Origin of the sequence: Tenuibacillus multivorans (assembly GCF_900103915.1) — a bacterium.
Lineage (GTDB): Bacteria > Bacillota > Bacilli > Bacillales > Alkalibacillaceae > Tenuibacillus > Tenuibacillus multivorans.
Genome location: NZ_FNIG01000005.1, coordinates 205,336 through 221,873 on the forward strand (window position 1 = coordinate 205,336; position 16,538 = coordinate 221,873).

At 41.0% G+C, this 16,538-nt stretch carries 15 protein-coding genes; 10 read left to right on the forward strand and 5 right to left on the reverse strand.

The window, feature by feature from the left end:
* Positions 1 to 16 precede the first annotated feature (16 nt).
* The 8 genes from murQ (at position 17) to BLP77_RS09715 (ending at position 8,359) form a co-directional block, all read left to right on the forward strand.
* Positions 17 to 928 carry an N-acetylmuramic acid 6-phosphate etherase gene (gene murQ, locus BLP77_RS09680; RefSeq protein ID WP_093856920.1) on the forward strand — a complete coding sequence of 304 codons (912 nt, stop codon included), beginning with the start codon at positions 17 to 19 and terminating at the stop codon, positions 926 to 928.
* Between the two features lie 27 nt (positions 929 to 955).
* Positions 956 to 2,023, forward strand: coding sequence for a serine hydrolase domain-containing protein (locus BLP77_RS09685; RefSeq protein WP_093856921.1), 1,068 nt, complete (start codon positions 956 to 958; stop codon positions 2,021 to 2,023).
* Positions 2,016 to 3,542 carry an ABC transporter substrate-binding protein gene (locus BLP77_RS09690; protein WP_093856922.1) on the forward strand — a complete coding sequence of 509 codons (1,527 nt, stop codon included), beginning with the start codon at positions 2,016 to 2,018 and terminating at the stop codon, positions 3,540 to 3,542. The genes BLP77_RS09685 and BLP77_RS09690 overlap by 8 nt, the downstream gene beginning before the upstream one ends.
* 54 nt (positions 3,543 to 3,596) lie before the next feature.
* Complete coding sequence (locus BLP77_RS09695; protein WP_093856923.1) at positions 3,597 to 4,541, forward strand: ABC transporter permease; 945 nt, start codon at positions 3,597 to 3,599, stop codon at positions 4,539 to 4,541.
* A gap of 64 nt (positions 4,542 to 4,605) precedes the next feature.
* The gene (locus tag BLP77_RS09700; RefSeq protein ID WP_093856924.1) at positions 4,606 to 5,436 is read left to right on the forward strand and encodes an ABC transporter permease; all 831 of its coding nucleotides are present in this window, start codon (positions 4,606 to 4,608) and stop codon (positions 5,434 to 5,436) included.
* A 30-nt stretch (positions 5,437 to 5,466) separates the two neighbouring features.
* A complete protein-coding gene (locus tag BLP77_RS09705; RefSeq protein ID WP_093856925.1) occupies positions 5,467 to 6,486 on the forward strand; it encodes an ABC transporter ATP-binding protein in 1,020 nt (339 codons plus the stop codon).
* A complete protein-coding gene (locus tag BLP77_RS09710) occupies positions 6,455 to 7,438 on the forward strand; it encodes an ABC transporter ATP-binding protein (RefSeq protein ID WP_093856926.1) in 984 nt (327 codons plus the stop codon). Before BLP77_RS09705 ends, BLP77_RS09710 begins: the two co-directional genes overlap by 32 nt.
* Positions 7,439 to 7,486: 48 nt before the next feature.
* Positions 7,487 to 8,359, forward strand: coding sequence for a MurR/RpiR family transcriptional regulator (locus BLP77_RS09715; RefSeq protein WP_093856927.1), 873 nt, complete (start codon positions 7,487 to 7,489; stop codon positions 8,357 to 8,359).
* A 123-nt stretch (positions 8,360 to 8,482) separates the two neighbouring features.
* On the opposite strand, the gene BLP77_RS09720 is transcribed toward BLP77_RS09715, so the two are convergent.
* The 3 genes from BLP77_RS09720 to glcD all read right to left on the reverse strand — a co-directional run bounded on the left by BLP77_RS09720 (position 8,483) and on the right by glcD (position 11,949).
* Positions 8,483 to 9,079, reverse strand: coding sequence for a hypothetical protein (locus BLP77_RS09720; RefSeq protein ID WP_245686849.1), 597 nt, complete (start codon positions 9,077 to 9,079; stop codon positions 8,483 to 8,485).
* A gap of 154 nt (positions 9,080 to 9,233) precedes the next feature.
* Positions 9,234 to 10,529 carry a (Fe-S)-binding protein gene (locus BLP77_RS09725; protein WP_093856928.1) on the reverse strand — a complete coding sequence of 432 codons (1,296 nt, stop codon included), beginning with the start codon at positions 10,527 to 10,529 and terminating at the stop codon, positions 9,234 to 9,236.
* A 13-nt stretch (positions 10,530 to 10,542) separates the two neighbouring features.
* Positions 10,543 to 11,949, reverse strand: a complete 1,407-nt coding sequence (gene glcD, locus BLP77_RS09730) for a glycolate oxidase subunit GlcD (protein ID WP_093856929.1) — start codon at positions 11,947 to 11,949, stop codon at positions 10,543 to 10,545.
* Between the two features lie 114 nt (positions 11,950 to 12,063).
* On the opposite strand from glcD, the gene nagA reads away from it, so the two are divergent.
* The gene (gene nagA, locus BLP77_RS09735; RefSeq protein ID WP_093856944.1) at positions 12,064 to 13,203 is read left to right on the forward strand and encodes an N-acetylglucosamine-6-phosphate deacetylase; all 1,140 of its coding nucleotides are present in this window, start codon (positions 12,064 to 12,066) and stop codon (positions 13,201 to 13,203) included.
* A 14-nt stretch (positions 13,204 to 13,217) separates the two neighbouring features.
* Complete coding sequence (nagB, locus tag BLP77_RS09740; protein WP_093856930.1) at positions 13,218 to 13,922, forward strand: glucosamine-6-phosphate deaminase; 705 nt, start codon at positions 13,218 to 13,220, stop codon at positions 13,920 to 13,922.
* Positions 13,923 to 13,977: 55 nt separating this feature from the next.
* On the opposite strand, the gene BLP77_RS09745 is transcribed toward nagB, so the two are convergent.
* Together BLP77_RS09745 and BLP77_RS09750 are read right to left on the reverse strand one after the other, a co-directional pair.
* On the reverse strand, positions 13,978 to 15,111 hold the full coding sequence (locus BLP77_RS09745; RefSeq protein WP_093856931.1) for an ABC transporter ATP-binding protein: 1,134 nt from the start codon (positions 15,109 to 15,111) through the stop codon (positions 13,978 to 13,980).
* Positions 15,112 to 15,527: 416 nt separating this feature from the next.
* A complete protein-coding gene (locus BLP77_RS09750; protein ID WP_093856932.1) occupies positions 15,528 to 16,379 on the reverse strand; it encodes a PucR family transcriptional regulator in 852 nt (283 codons plus the stop codon).
* Positions 16,380 to 16,538 lie beyond the last annotated feature (159 nt).

Here is a 16,538-nt window from a genome sequence, read left to right on the forward strand (position 1 = left end):
CTAGGAAGGTTGAAAAATGGAGAGACTTACGAAATTAACTACCGAAATGTATAATTCAAAATCGAATCATTTAGACCAAATGTCAACAGGTGAGATCTTAAGATTGATGAATGAAGAAGATCGACTCATACCTGCAGCAATCGAAAAAGTTTTACCCCATGTGGAAAAGGTCATTGAAGCCGTTTATGAAGCGTTTAAAAATGATGGTCGTTTATTCTATGTAGGTGCTGGCACTAGTGGTCGAATTGGGCTGTTAGATGCCGTTGAATGTCCGCCAACTTTTAGTACATCGTCAGATAAAGTTCAAGCTGTTCTAGCTGGTGGGCCTGATGCCATGATGGTTTCCGTTGAAGGCGCCGAGGATGACCCTGAGTTAGGTGCTCAAGATTTAAAAGAACGTCACTTAAATGAACGTGATGTCGTTATAGGTATTGCTGCTAGTGGTAGAACGCCTTATGTTAAAGGGGCATTAAGTTACGCGTCTGATGTCGGAGCAACAGTTGTTAGTCTAACGAGTAATGAAAATGCTGAAATTAGCAAGCATGCGGATATCGCCATCGAAGTGATGACGGGACCAGAAATTTTGACAGGGTCAACGCGGTTAAAAGCAGCAACCGCACATAAAATGATTCTCAATATGATTTCAACAGCTTCCATGGTTAAGTATGGAAAGGTTTATCAAAATTTAATGGTCGATGTTAACGCGACGAATTATAAATTGCGAGAACGTTCTAAGCAAATCATATGTGAAGCGACCCAAGTAACATATGACGAGGCGGAAGAGGTTTTAGAAGAGACGAATTATGAAGTAAAACCAGCCATCGTTATGATTTTAGCAAATGTCGATTACAACGCTGCCAAACGGTTACTCGATCAGACAAATGGTTTTGTAAGAGATGCCATTAATTATCATTCGAAAAATATTTAAAACGCTTACATCTGACGAGGTGTTTAGATGACCCATTTAAACGATCAGTTAAATACTATTCTGCTCGATTATATGAAACAAAACTATTTTACTGGAGCTGTTTGTTTAGTCAAGAGAGGAGATGAAACGCTTTATGAGGCCTCTTTTGGCTATACCAATAGAGATAAAACTCAAAAAGTTAATCCAAATACGATGTTTGATCTTGCTAGTTTAACGAAACTTTTTACTTCGACGTTAATCTTGAAGCTCATCACAAACGACAAACTTTCCTTAGATACGCAGCTATATGACTGTTTACCAGCAACGAAGCATCATCCCATCCTATCATCAATCACCATTTTTGAGTTATTAACACACACATCTGGATTAAGAGCCTGGTATCCATTTTACTCACATTCTAAAACTAATTTGTTTGAAATCTTATGCAACATCGATTTAAAGCACCATAAGGAAGAGGATGTCGTTTACAGTGATCTTAATTATATTCTACTTGGAAAGGTGATTGAATATCAGTATTCACAGCCTCTAGATCAAGTCGTTAGCACGGTTTTATCTAAATACATAAATAGTAACAGCTTAACCTATGGAACTGTTGACCCTGTTCGAGTCGCGGCAACTGAATTCGGTAATCAAATCGAAATGAACATGTGTGAAGAGCGTGGTATTCCATTTGACCAATGGCGAACAACGAATCAACCCATCATGGGTGAAGTTAATGATGGCAATACATTTTATTTTTTTAATGGTGTTTCAGGACATGCTGGACTTTTTGGTACAGCAGAGGATGTCAGTAAATTAGGGGCTATTTATTTGAAAGGAGGGAACGGTGGTGCATCGTTTATAGACGATAGACTTTTAAAAGAAGCCTATCAATCTCAAAAGGGAAACCGCGGATTGGGTTGGCATTCTGGTGCGCCTTTTCCTAGAGGCGTAGGTCATACAGGCTTTACAGGTACGGCTCTATGGATTGTACCTGAAGATCAACTCAATGTCACGTTATTAACCAATCGGCTAAACGTCGATCAACCTAAAGATATTCAACCTTTACGTATGGAAATTTTTGAAACAATTATAAGGGGGATAAAACATGTTTAATCGTAAATGGTTTTTAGCAACTGTCATGATGTTACTTGTTTCATTATTGTTGGTTGCTTGTTCCAACGAAGAATCATCATCCGATGTTGAACAAGTCCTTAAGATTGCGAATGATCAAGAGCCAGCAGGGTTGGATCCACATAAAACGCCTGCGCACTCATCGGTTAGAATTTATTCACAAGTTTATAGCGGTCTTGTTGCCTTTAATGAAAATATGGAAATTGTAGGTGATTTGGCGTCTGAGTGGGAGCAGCCAGATAATCAAACATATATATTTAAGCTACGTGAAGGTGTTACATTCCATAATGGAAGCGAAGTGACAGCTGAGGACGTCAAGTATAGTTTTGAAAGAATTATGGCGGAAGAAACGGCTTCTCACATTGCCTCATATTTTTCAAATGTCGAGAGCATCGAGGTTTTGGGTGAATATGAAGTCCAGTTTAATTTAAGCAGTCCTGATGCAACCTTTTTATCTAATTTAACTAATGCGAGTGCGGCGATTGTTGATCAGGAAGTTGTTGAGGAAAATGGAGATTTACAGCAAGTAGCGGTCGGAACAGGTCCGTTTAAGTTTGTGGAATGGGTGCCTGACAACCGCGTCAGTTTAGTCAAAAACGAAGATTATTTTATCGATGGTCAGCCAAAATTAGATGAAGTGATTTATTACACGATGAAAGAAGAGTCGGCAAGGTTATCCGCGATACGTACAGGTGAAGTTGATATGACGACTTTAACAGCACAATCGGCTTCACTCATTGAAGGAGAAGAAGCAATTGATATTAAAAGCTATCAATCGCTAGAGTATAGTTACGTCGGGTTTAACGTTAATTCGGAGCCACTCAATAATCAAAAAGTAAGGCAGGCATTAAGCTTAGCAACGAATCGTGAGAGTGTGGCAGACATTGTCTGGAATGGCGATGCGGTCGTATCTGGTCCAGTAGCTCCTTCGATGGGGGATTGGGCAATCGATGTTGGAAGTCATGAGCTTTATCAAAACGATATCGAAAAAGCAAAATCATTACTAGAAGAAGCGGGTTACCCAGATGGTTTTGAGATTACGATTACAACGGCTTCTACTTATGCAGACATGGTTGATACAGCACAAGTCCTACAGCAGCAATGGGAAGAAATTGGTGTTAACGCCGACATTAAACAAATTGAGTGGGGCGAGTATATTGATACGTGGTCCAATACATCTGCTGATATTTTAATCGGTCGTAATGGATCGGGAACAGACCCAGATCGTGCGTTAAATTATTTCTTCCATACAGATGGTTCAGCCAATGTTTGGGGATTCAGTGATTCAGAGTATGACGCACTAGTGGAACAAGGTGTCGTAACCGTTGATCAGGCAGAACGTCAAGAGATTTACAATGAAGCTCAAAATCTATTACTAGACTTATCGCCAAATCTATTTTTAGTTTCACCGATGAAATATGTAGCGGTAAGAGATTCGGTCGTAGACTTTACGCCTTATCCGCATGACGGTGAAGACATTGTCGAAGTATCAAAACAATAAACAAAAACCGAGGCTGCTTGTAATAAGTGGCCTCTCATTTTAAGGGTGAGCACGATGTACGCTTATATTATTAGACGTTTATTGATGTTAATACCGGTACTTTTTGGGGTGTCGGTTGTTATTTTTTTCACACTTAGAATTATTCCGGGTGATGTCGCTCAAACCATTTTAGGAACGGATGCAACGGAAGATGCCTTAGCCCAATTAAGAAAAGACTTTGGCTTAGATCAACCCGTTATGAAACAATATTTTAGTTGGATGGGTGGCGTTTTAGTCGGAGACTTTGGCGAATCAATGCGTACAGGAAGGGACGTACTCCCAGATATTTTAAATCGCTTTAAAATCACGTTTGAATTAGCGATTTTATCGGCTATCATCTCATGGATCATTGCTATTCCATTAGGCGTCATAGCTGGTATCAAGCGTAATTCAAAAACAGATTTTACGGTAAGGATTATTTCATTATTGGGCGTATCAATTCCTAACTTTGCGCTAGCAACCGTTTTAATCCTAGTACTAGCTTTAACTTTTTCATACAGTCCACCAGTCGGTTATGTGGGTTTCTTTGAAGACCCGATAAAAAATCTCCAAATCTTAATATTACCGGCTATTGTGCTCGGAACAGCTATGGCTGGAGCGGTTATGAGGATGACGCGTTCATCCATTTTAGAAATCTTAAGACAAGATTTTGTTCGAACGATTCGCGCAAAGGGTGCTAAAGAACGACTAGTGATTTTTAATCATGCACTTAGAAATGCTATGATTCCGATTTTAACGATTATTGGTATGCAAATTGGTGTTTTATTAGGTGGAACGGTTATCATTGAACAGATTTTTTCATTACCTGGGTTAGGTCAATTAGTGTTAACTAGCATAAACCAAAGGGATTTCACCGTTATTCAAGGTGCTGTGTTATTTATTGCCTTTGTATTTGTCATGATCAACTTACTAGTCGATTTACTCTATTCATACTTGGATCCAAGAATTACGTACAAGTAAAGCAGGCAGTTTATGTCGCACTTTAAGAATGTTTAAAGATGTTAAAGGAAGTGTGTGATAAGACATGAAGGATTTTACTCAACGCTTAATAGAAGACAAGGTCGGGTTAATAGGTTTTATAGGCATATTTATCGTCGTCTTGTTAGCGATATTTGCCCCTTTAATTGCACCATATGAACCGGATGAAATGTTTACGAATCATGTCATGGAAGGACCGAGTAGTCAGTTTTTATTTGGAACTGATGAATTTGGACGAGACATTTTTTCAAGAATTGTTTACGGTGCACAGGTGTCACTTCAGGTCGGACTGATTGCCGTAAGCATTGGAGCCATTGGCGGGCTTATTTTTGGACTCATTAGTGGTTACTTTCAAGGAAAACTTGATCAGGTCATTATGCGAATCATGGATGTGTTTTTTGCCTTTCCAGATATACTACTAGCTTTAACCATAGTGGCAGTATTGGGGCCAAGTCTTACGAATACGATGATTGCCATCGGGATTGTATTTATGCCTGTGTTTACAAGGCTTGTTCGTTCTGCGGTGATGACTGTTAAGGAAAATGAGTATATTACGAATGCTCAAGCGATCGGTGTTCGACCATCAATGATTATTATTAAGCATATCATCCCTAATATTATGGCGCCATTTATTGTGCAAATAACATTAGCCTTATCGGGAGCTATTTTGACTGAAGCAGCCTTAAGCTTCCTTGGCTTAGGCGTACAACCGCCGGATCCTTCTTGGGGTATGATGTTGAATGATGCTAGAGCTTATATGGAATTCGGACCTTGGACGATTCTATTTCCTGCTGCAGCGATCGTTTTCACCATTTTTTGCTTTAACTTACTAGGAGATAGTTTAAGAGATCTATTGGACCCTAAGTTAAAACAATAGTTCACTTAAACTGGTGTAAGGAGGTTTACCATGAAACCTTTGTTAGATATTAATCGTTTAAATATTGATTATCAATCCAATAAAAAAGAGTTTAATATTATCAAAGATATTAATATTCAAATTGATGAAAAAATGAAATATGGAATTGTTGGTGAATCTGGCAGTGGTAAAAGTTTGACCTCATTGGCGATTTTGAATCTTTTACCAGATGCTTTAAAAGTTGATCAAGGCCATATTAAGTTAAATACGGATTCAACCAAGGATTTAATCACACTTTCTAAAAAGGAAATGAGAAAAATTCGTGGTAACGATATCGCGATGATTTTTCAGGAGCCCATGACAGCGTTAGATCCCGTTTATACGATCGAATATCAGCTATTAGAGGTTTTAAAAATTCATAAGAATTATAGTAAAAAAGAGATGCATCAAAAAGGGTTAGACATGCTGAATAAGGTCGGTATATCACGTTCGGAACAGATTATGAAAGCGTATCCTCATGAGCTCTCAGGTGGGATGCGACAGCGCGTCATGATTGCGATGGCTTTAATTTGTGAGCCTAAACTGTTAATTGCCGATGAACCGACGACAGCTTTGGACGTGACGATTCAGGCGCAGATTCTAGATTTAATGAATGACTTATCTGAATCACATCATACGGCGATTTTAATGATTACCCATGACTTAGGGGTAATTTTAGAGACGTGTGAACGGGTTGCGGTGATGTATGCAGGGCAGATTGTAGAAGAGTCGACGGTTGAAAACATTTTTGAAGAAGCGGCTCATCCCTATACGAAGGGACTGTTATCTTCCATTCAATCACTTGGAGAAAGATCCAATGAACTCTATTCAATTCCAGGAAATGTGCCAACACCAGACAACTATCAAGAGTTGGGGTGCCGTTTTGCCACGCGTTGCCCGTTTGCGATGGATAAATGCTATGAACAAGAACCGCCGATGTTCGAGGTGCAAGACGATCATGCTAGCAAGTGTTGGTTACATGTAGAGGAGGCACAAGACGATGAGCGAAGAACAAGTCGTGCTGGAAGTTAAACATTTGAAAAAGTATTTCCCGATTAAGGGTGGCATATTAAAGCGTACCCAAGGCCATGTCAAAGCGGTTGATGATATTAGCTTCGATGTTAGAGAAAATGAAACGTTCTCATTAGTCGGTGAAAGTGGCTGCGGAAAATCAACGACTGGGCGTGCCATTCTTCGCCTTCACGAACCGACTGATGGAGATGTTCTGTTTAATGGGGAAAACTTAATAGATGTTTCCAAGTCATCTTTTCGCCATTTAAGAAAAGATATGCAACTCATCTTTCAGGATCCATACAGTTCACTTAATCCAAGAATGACCGTAAAAAAATTATTGATGGAACCTCTATTAACGCATAAACTTGCAACACCTAAAGAAGCGGAAGAAAAAACAGTTGAAATGGTTGAAAAGGTTGGGCTATCAACTGAACATCTAGATCGTTACCCTCATGAATTTAGTGGGGGACAAAGACAGCGGATTAGTATTGCTCGGGCATTAATACTTCGTCCTAAGTTGGTTATCTTAGACGAAGCCGTATCGGCATTAGATGTGTCGATACAGTCTCAAATCTTGAATCTATTAAAACAGCTTCAAGAAGAATTTCAGTTAACCTATATTTTCATTTCGCATGATTTAAATGTCGTCAAACACTTGAGTGATCGTGTTGGGGTCATGTATCTGGGACAAATGATGGAGCTTGCGGAAACGGAAGCATTATACGATAATCCGCTGCATCCCTATACGAAAGCCTTGTTATCGGCTATACCGAGTATTAATCCGAAAGAAAAGGAAAACAAAGAACGGATTATATTACAGGGAGATGTCCCTGATCCGAGTGATCCTCCTTCAGGTTGCCCGTTTAGACTAAGATGTCCAATGGCCCATGATCGATGTGCGGAAGAGATACCCAGATATATTGAGGCAGAAAGGGACCATTGGGTTGCTTGTCATCTCTATGATGAATAAGCGATAATAGGTGTAGAGTTTGATATGAATCGAAAGTGGTGAACCATAATGTCTAGAACGAACGCAGGAATATTTATGCTAAACGAAATGAAAGATAAATTACCACCATCTGAAAAGAAGATTGCAGAGTACATTTTAGAACACCCTGAGAAGGCGATCGGTATGACAGCGACTGATCTGGGCCAGGAAAGCCAAACGAGTAGCGCAGCTGTCATCCGTCTGTGTAAATCGTTGAATCTAAAAGGTTTTCAGGAGTTAAAGCTTCGGATCGCAGGGGATTTGCAACGCAATGAGGTCGTTGAATTCCGTGATATAGAGCCGAATGAACCCGTCTCCTCTACAATCGCGAAGGTTACGTCTCATAGCTTGCAGACGATTCAAGAGACAGGCGATTTATTGGATACGAACGAACTAAACGAGGCTGTCGATGTGTTATTAAACAGTAAGCGCGTTTATTTATTTGGTGTTGGTGCGTCAAGCATACCAGCCATTGATGCCGAGCAAAAGTTATTAAGAATTAATAAATCGGCATCCGCCTTTACTGACTTACATATGGGAGCTACCGCCGTTGCTAACGCAGATGAGGATGATGTCGTCTTTGGTATATCCTTTTCTGGCGAAACGCATGAGGTGGCGAAGATTTTAGAAATCGCGAATAATCAAGGGGCAAAAACGATTAGTTTGACTCGTTATGGGAGCTCGACAGTGGCCGAGCAAGCCGATATTAGCTTATTTACATCAGCGACGAAAGAGGCGACCTTCCGTAGTGGCGCAACGTCATCTCGTATGGCGCAATTACACGTGATTGATGTCTTGTTTATGTGTGTCGCCTCAAGGTCATACAATCAGACCGTTAATTATTTAGATTCCACCAGAGGTGCGATTGAATCGCTAAGCGAAAAAGTGAAGAAGAAAAAGTAACTAATTATTCCAGTTTTGGCGTACCAACAACAAAAATAGAGCATTGCTATGCAAAGTAATGCTCTTGTTATAGTTATGCAATGTTTACTTGTGTTTTAGGGAATTAAATGTACACATTATTCGTTATTCATCCGTGAAGTTGTCTATAACGTCCCATTTGTAGATTTCAACTGCACGATAAATAGCGCTACTAGTATCTGTATCCTGGGTATCATAAGGAATCGTAATAGACATATCCTCATTTGAGAACGTATAAGACAAAACTCGTAAGGAGTCTTCCTCGACTAAACGAGATACTTTCTCTACATCATCCCACGCCATACTGTCCACAGAAAACGACCAAAATGAATTGCTATGAATTCCCTCTTCGTCTAAGTAGTAATAATGATAAATGGAGAGAGCAAAAATAACAAAACCAAATGTAAGGAAAACTAGGTGAAGCCCAGTTAGTTTATACTTCCTGGCTTTCTTTTCAAAATATATTTTCGTAATCAAGAAAGAGAAAAGAACGATGGCTATCCAGATCATCCCAACGCCAAAACCAACATAAGCTGCCGTGGGGCGGATAAAGGACAAATGGTCGTATGAAAAAAACAACATATCCTGAATAAAAAGAATGGCCGGGAAAGGAACAATAAAGGAAAAAATGATTAAAAAAAGCCCGGTTGCTGTGATAAAAGGCATAAGGTCATCAGAATCAATATTTCTTAAGTAATGCAATGATAATCACTCCTACTTATGTATCATTTATAAAGAACTACGTTTTTCGAAGCCAAAAGTTTCATCTTTAAATCGTCCTGTCCGATACATCAGTAAGAAAAAGCTATTCTTCGTCTCGAAGAATAGCCTAGAATATTAAACTAATATTCAAACTCTACTGATGGTTTAGAGCTTCTAATAAATAGTCAGCTAAATGTACTGCTCTTACCGAGTCGGTTAGCCCCTCACGTTCAATCCCGAGCCTCATTTGTAGTAAACAGCCCGGGTTTGTCGTGATAATGGTTGTGGCATTTGTTTCCATCATGCTTTCCATCTTATGATCGAGAATTTGCATAGACATCTCTGGCTGAGTCAGATTATAAATCCCTGCTGAGCCGCAGCAATGGTCGGCCTTTTTCATTTCAATAAAATGGGCTCCGGAAACAGCATGGATGAGTTGTCGTGGAGCTTGTGATACGCCCATTACGTTTCTTAAATGACAGGAGTCTTGATAGGTCACCCTATGATTCTCGATATTTAATGATTTTTCGGTAAAATCCAAATCGACTAAAGCCGTCGTAAAGTCGACAATTTTAGAAACAAAAGCTTTGGCACGTTCAGACCACTCATCATCATCCTGAAGTAGATGGTCGTAATCGTGTAAAAAGGCACCGCATCCACCTGCGTTCGTGATAATATAATCGCAGTCGACGGATTCAAAGGCTTCAATATTTTTCTTAGCTAAATCGGTTGCTCCAGATTTTTCACCGCTGTGTCCGTGTAATGCACCGCAGCAGCCCTGTGTATCAGGTACGACGACATCACATCCAGCTTCGTTCAGCAGTTGAATCGTCGAGCGATTCGTTTCCCGAAATAGTGTATCCATTAAACAGCCGCGAAACATCGCGACTGTTGCTTTAACCCCTCCGACAGCTGGAAAATGGGCTTCCGGTTCACGTTTTCGTTTTGACATCTTTGGTAGGACGCGTTCCATTTGTTGCATATGCTTCGGGAATAGTTTCATGAAGCCTAGCTTGCGAGTCGTTTTTTGTAAGCCTGATTTTTGGTAAAAACTCAGCAGACTCGTCGCTTGTTCCATACGTTTTTGATTCTTGAACAGGTGATTAAAGGCAGTGCGCCGGGCGGCCTTTTCTTTCATGGATGGTTGATGGTGTTCATTAAAAATCGCAAGGGCTTCTTCGAGCATATGTCCATAATTGACACCCGCTGGACACGCCGGCTCGCACGCTCGACAGCCAAGGCAAACATTAAGCGATTCTTCAACTTGTTCATAGGTTTCGATCTCGCCATCACGGACAGCCTTCATCAGGGCAATTCGTCCACGTGGCGAGTGGACTTCGTTTTGCGTTTCAATATAGGTTGGGCAAGCTGGTAAGCAGAAGCCACAACGCATACAGTTGAGCAACTCATTTTCTTCAATCCGATCCTGAAAATCGGTTTGAATGGACATGTGAATCACCACCTTAAATGGTTATTCGTTTCTTCGTATCCTTGGCGAACATCTTGCCAGGGTTCATAATGTTGTGTGGGTCGAAAGCTGTTTTAATGTTTTTCATCGCTTCAAGACCGCGTTCACCAACTTTCCAGGCAAGATAGGGTGACTTCATCTCGCCAACGCCGTGTTCACCGGTGATTGTACCGCCGCATTCAATCGCATGGGCAAAGATTTCTTCAAAGGCCTTTTCGACGCGTTCCATTTCGTCTTCATCACGAGCGTCCGTCATGCAGGTTGGATGCAAATTACCATCACCCGCATGACCAAAAGTAGCGATGCCGACGTTGTATTTTTCGGCGATTTGATTGATGGCCTGAACCATTCTAGCAATCTCTGAACGCGGCACCGTGGCATCCTCCAAAATCGTTGTCGGGCTAAGTCGTGCGATCGCCGATAAAGCGGCACGTCGTCCTTCTCGTAGTTGATTAGCTTCCTGCTCAGTTTCGGCAATCGTCACCTCGAGCGCGCCGTGTTTTTCGCATATATCAGCTATTTGCTCGATATCGTTTTCGACAATCGCCTGTGGGCCATCTTGTTCGATTAAAAGGACTGCCTCAGCCTCTGTTGGTAGGCCGATATGTGCGTATTCCTCGACGGCACCAATCGTCGGTTGATCCATAAATTCAAGCGTGGCTGGTGTTATTTTTTGTGCAATAATACTAGAGACCGTTTCAGCAGCTTGATCCATAGATTGATAGACGGCGAGTAAGGTTTGTTTATGTTCAGGCTTTGGAATGAGTTTTAATATCGCTTCCGTCACAATGCCTAATGTTCCTTCAGAGCCGACCAGCAATTTGGTTATATCATAGCCCGCAACATCTTTAGCGAGCTTGCCGCCGGTTTGAATAATGTCACCATTAGGGAGGACGACTTCAAGTCCGAGGATGTAATCTTTTGTGACGCCGTATTTTAGCCCCCTTAAACCACCGGAATTTTCGTTAATGTTCCCACCGATTGTTGAGATTTTCATTGAACTCGGGTCAGGGGGGTAGAATAGGCCTTGACTTTCTACCGTTTCACAAATTGTCTGCGTAATCACACCAGGTTGAACGGTTGCGGTTAAATTTTCTTTGTCGATTTCGAGAATTTGATCCATGCGATTAAAAAGTAAAACGAGACCGCCTTGAGTTGGCGCCGTTCCCGCAGCAAGATTCGTACCTGAACCACGTGGAACAATCGGGACCTCGTGTTCTAAACAAAGCTTGACGATTTTAGAAACTTCTTCGGTATTTCCAGGCATGACGACGACATCTGGCTTCGATTGAAAATTTGGTGTAGCATCATAAGCATAGGTTAATAATCCTGCCTCACTATGATCAACGTGCGAAGGGCCGAGGATGTCTTTTAAACGGTTCAAAAAAGAATCGCTTATCATATAAAACTCTCCTTTTATATTCCTATGTTTTATTATAGTATAGATGTAACGGGATTGAAATAATATTACAAATATTTAAAACATTGAATGAAATATTAATTCATGGGTGATGGTATGAGAACAATTATTAAAAATGTTGATATTTATTTAGAAGATAGCTTAATTAAAAAAGGCTCCGTTTTGATTCGTCATGGGAAAATTGAATCGATTAGTGAGAAGCACTTGAATCAATCCGATACACAAATGATTGATGGGCGTGGGAAACGGCTCATTCCTGGGTTTATTGATGGGCATATTCATGGGGCTGTTGGGTATGACGTGATGGATGGAGTAGAGGCGCTAAAACGGATGTCTCAGGCACTTCCGAGAGAAGGGACCACGTCGTTTGTTGCGACGACAATTACGAATCCATTAGAAGAGATTGAACAGGCGATTCAAGCTATTCATCAGTTCGAGTCTTCGCCGGGTAACGCTGAGGTTCTCGGGGCGCATGTCGAAGGTCCGTTTATTGAAAGAGGCAAGGCGGGGGCTCAGCCATTAAACCATATTTTGAATCCTGACTTGGATGTCGTTAAACGGTGGCTAGATTTGGCTGATGATTCGATTAAGACGATCACCATCGCACCAGAATTAGATATAGATGGAAGGTTTATCCAATTTTTAGTTGAGCATGATGTGAATGTATCTGCTGGGCATACTGCGGCTAATTATGGTGATATCAAGCAATCCGTTGAAAAAGGTGTCTCACAAATAACGCATCTATGTAACGCGATGCCTGGGATTCACCATCGAGATGTCGGTGCGGTTGGGGCAGCGATGTTAATGGATAATTTAATGAGTGAGCTGATTGCAGATCGGATTCATGTTTCAGATGAAATGCTCAAGTTAATTTTTCAAACAATCGGGCCAGAACGCTTAATCATGATTACAGATGCAATGCGGGCCAAAGGAATGTCAGAAGGTACGTATACGCTCGGTGGACAGCAGGTAACTGTGAAAGACGGTAGAGCGACGTTGTCTAATGGAACCTTAGCTGGAAGTGTTTTAACGATGGATCAGGCCGCTCGAAATTTATTAGAAGTAACCGAAGCTAATTTCCGGGACATTATTCAGATGGCTTCAGTTAATCCAGCCAAACAGCTAGGCGTCTTTGAACAAAAAGGAAGTATAGCCGTCGGGAAGGATGCGGATTTACTCATAGTTGATGAGCAATTTCATATTGAACATACCTTCTGTAGAGGAGTATTAAGTTAGTTGAGGGGATTAGCATGAAAAAAATAAATGTAAAAAGCTATGAAGAATTAAGCCGAATCGCCGCTGGGTTTGTGAGCGATCTCATTTTAGCTAAACCAGATGCAACGTTAGGATTAGCGACAGGAAGTACGCCGGTTGGACTTTATAATCAATTGATTGCGATGGTTCAAAAGCGAGATATTCGTTTTAGCCAAGTGAAGACGTTTAATTTAGATGAATATGTTGGGTTAAATCGATCGCATCCACAGAGTTATTTTCGTTTTATGCAGGAGCATTTGTTTGAAAAGGTTGATATTCCTTTTTATCAAATTCATATTCCGAACGGGGAAGCGATTGATTTACAGGAAGAATGTCAGCGGTATGAACGTCTAATTGAAGAAAATGGACCGATTGATTTACAAATCCTAGGCCTGGGTGTGAATGGCCATATTGGGTTTAACGAACCCGGGACTAGTTTTAATTCAAGGACACATGTCGTGAGTCTCGCACCATCGACAAGAGAGGCGAATGCACGGTTTTTTTCATCGATAGAAGATGTACCTGATCAAGCCATCACCATGGGAATTGACACGATTATGAGGAGTCGTCACATTGTGCTATTGGCATATGGAGATCGAAAGCAGGAGGCTATTAGGCGGTTATTCGATGGGGATGTTGATGAGGATTTTCCAGCTAGTATTCTTAAAAAGCATCCAAATGTTACGGTCTTATACGGTTAAAACCCCAGCTCGACTCGCAAGCTGGGGTTTTAACATTTATGATTAAAGGGGATATTTAAACCTCTTGGGTTTCTGTTACATCTTTTTCTTGATAATCAATCCGAAGTTCTGTATCGACATCAAAGAAATGGACCTTGTTCATATCAATCGCAAGTGTAATATCTTGACCCGCAGAAACATTCGAACGGGCATCAACACGCGCAGTAAATTCCTGTTCGCCAATTTTTGAGTAAAGGTAAGACTCAGACCCCATTAGTTCAGCTACGTCAATATTTGCTGTAAACGTTGAGCCTTCAGCACTTTGGATAAAGGCTAGTTCATCGTGTAAGTTTTCCGGACGAACCCCGAGCATGACTTCTCTACCAACATAGTCTAAATCGCGTAGAACCTTCATGCGTCCTTCAGGGATTGTAATGTCGTTTCCTTCAATCGTGATGGAATTTTCATTAAGCGTTCCGGTTAAGAAGTTCATAGATGGTGATCCGATAAATCCACCGACAAAGACGTTATTAGGTTTGTCATAAACGTCCTTCGGTGAACCAACCTGTTGGACGATACCTTCCTTCATAACAACTAAACGTGTCGCCATCGTCATCGCTTCTGTTTGGTCGTGCGTAACATAAATGGTTGTCGTTTGTAGACGCTGGTGAAGCTTTTGAATTTCAGCACGCATTTGTACACGAAGCTTAGCATCCAAATTTGATAGCGGTTCATCCATAAGGAATACCTTCGCATCACGTACGATCGCGCGCCCAAGTGCTACACGCTGACGCTGTCCACCAGAAAGTGCTTTCGGCTTACGGTTAAGTAGCTCCTCTAGTCCTAGAATTTCCGCAGCCCTTTTAACACGCTCATCAATTTCTTTTTTCTTAACCTTGCGAAGCTTTAAACTGAACGCCATATTGTCATAAACATTCATGTGCGGATATAACGCATAGTTTTGGAAAACCATCGCGATGTCACGATTTTTCGGCGCGACATCGTTCATACGCTTTTCATCGATGTAAAAGTCGCCGGCCGTGATTTCCTCAAGCCCGGCAATCATTCGTAGAGTTGTAGATTTCCCGCAACCCGACGGACCAACGAACACGATAAACTCCTTATCCTTAATATGTAAGTTAAAGTCTTGAACTGCATGTACGTCCTTATCATAGATTTTATTAATATTATCAAGACGTAACTCAGCCATATGGACCCCTCCCTAATGTTGTTAAGTATAGTTTACTCGATTGGAAAGCGGTTTCATATGGTGGATGTGCACAAAGATTGGAGAATGTTTTGTGCAAGAGTAATGGATTGGGTTGAAGGTGGTGGGCTACCAATTGCCTGAGTGAGATTTTGAGTTACTGAGTGCTCAATGAGGGGAATCCCCGATCGAGTGTGTTGATTCCCCAATGAGGTGCTGTGATTCACCAATGGAGCCTGCTAAATCCCCAATAAAGTGTTATGAGTCCCCAATGAAGCCCTCTGAATCCCCAATAAAGTGCTCCAATTCCCCAATGAAACCTATTTTTTGCCCGAAGAAGGTGTATAATTCCCCAATGAAGCCCTCTGAATCCCCAATCGAGTGCACTGATTCCCCAATGATTGAAGCTGAATTCCCTATCAAACTAGTAATAATATCGCTAAATAAACTTGTAGCATATGGTCAAACCGTCGAATATCATTGCCAGTTAAGTCCGCGAACTTATCAATTCGATATTGTACACTATTACGATGCATAAAAAGGGCTTTTGCGGCTGATGAAACGTTTCCCTGGTGTTCAATCACAACTTTAATCGTATCAATCAATGAGCGGTCCTCGATGCTAGATTTTAAGATGGACGATATAAAAAATTGCTGGTCGTTTTGATCAAATAGAGTAGGGAATAGATGGATAATGCTATCTTGTTGATAGATAATTCGTTTCCCTGTTAAAGGAAAAATAGCCCTGGCCACTTTTATGAGCCATTGATAATAATCCACCATCTGATCGACAGATTGCTGGATATCGCTAATAAATAGTTTGAGATTGATTTTTAAATCATCGCTCATAACGTCAATCATTTCATTGAATGCAATTGGTTCTCCTGCGATTTCTTCAATCATCACTACTTCATTTTTACTTTTCCAAGTTAAAACAAGCTCCCGATTGAGCATCATATGTAAGGTATTACGAAACGTATCTAAATCGATGCTTCCATCTTGAATGTTAGCGATAATGAAGCGATATTGAGTGAATTCTTCAGGAGGAGTTGATGTCTTTCGATGTAAAAAATCAAGCCAAGCTTGTTCGCGTGACGTGTGTATCGGCTCAGTCGTCGTTAGTGCCTGTAGGAGTTGTTTTTGTTCATGAGTTAGATCCGTTTCCGGGATTGCGAACAGCCGACCGTCCGTTTGAAACGTAAAGCAGTCTTCAGGTGGTATATCTACACGTTTAATATTTGGAAAAAGCTGAGACAGTTTTTCTAAATCCATCGTAAAACCCCCTTTATAAGCGTTATGGTTATTATATCAAAATAGTCACAAGAGTAACTATTTATTAATAAATGTAGCGAGTCGATCCGCTTGCGAGTATCGACTCGCCAATCAAGGAGTTGGAGTCGCAATCAAGGAGTTGGAGTCGCAATCAAGGAG

Coding starts and splice junctions, on each gene's coding strand:
- murQ (WP_093856920.1), top strand. CDS start 17: ATGGAGAGACTTACGAAATTAACTACCGAAATGTATAATTCAAAATCG.
- BLP77_RS09685 (WP_093856921.1), top strand. CDS start 956: ATGACCCATTTAAACGATCAGTTAAATACTATTCTGCTCGATTATATG.
- BLP77_RS09690 (WP_093856922.1), top strand. CDS start 2,016: ATGTTTAATCGTAAATGGTTTTTAGCAACTGTCATGATGTTACTTGTT.
- BLP77_RS09695 (WP_093856923.1), top strand. CDS start 3,597: ATGTACGCTTATATTATTAGACGTTTATTGATGTTAATACCGGTACTT.
- BLP77_RS09700 (WP_093856924.1), top strand. CDS start 4,606: ATGAAGGATTTTACTCAACGCTTAATAGAAGACAAGGTCGGGTTAATA.
- BLP77_RS09705 (WP_093856925.1), top strand. CDS start 5,467: ATGAAACCTTTGTTAGATATTAATCGTTTAAATATTGATTATCAATCC.
- BLP77_RS09710 (WP_093856926.1), top strand. CDS start 6,455: ATGAGCGAAGAACAAGTCGTGCTGGAAGTTAAACATTTGAAAAAGTAT.
- BLP77_RS09715 (WP_093856927.1), top strand. CDS start 7,487: ATGTCTAGAACGAACGCAGGAATATTTATGCTAAACGAAATGAAAGAT.
- BLP77_RS09725 (WP_093856928.1), bottom strand. CDS start 10,529: ATGTCCATTCAAACCGATTTTCAGGATCGGATTGAAGAAAATGAGTTG.
- glcD (WP_093856929.1), bottom strand. CDS start 11,949: ATGATAAGCGATTCTTTTTTGAACCGTTTAAAAGACATCCTCGGCCCT.
- nagA (WP_093856944.1), top strand. CDS start 12,064: ATGAGAACAATTATTAAAAATGTTGATATTTATTTAGAAGATAGCTTA.
- nagB (WP_093856930.1), top strand. CDS start 13,218: ATGAAAAAAATAAATGTAAAAAGCTATGAAGAATTAAGCCGAATCGCC.
- BLP77_RS09745 (WP_093856931.1), bottom strand. CDS start 15,111: ATGGCTGAGTTACGTCTTGATAATATTAATAAAATCTATGATAAGGAC.
- BLP77_RS09750 (WP_093856932.1), bottom strand. CDS start 16,379: ATGGATTTAGAAAAACTGTCTCAGCTTTTTCCAAATATTAAACGTGTA.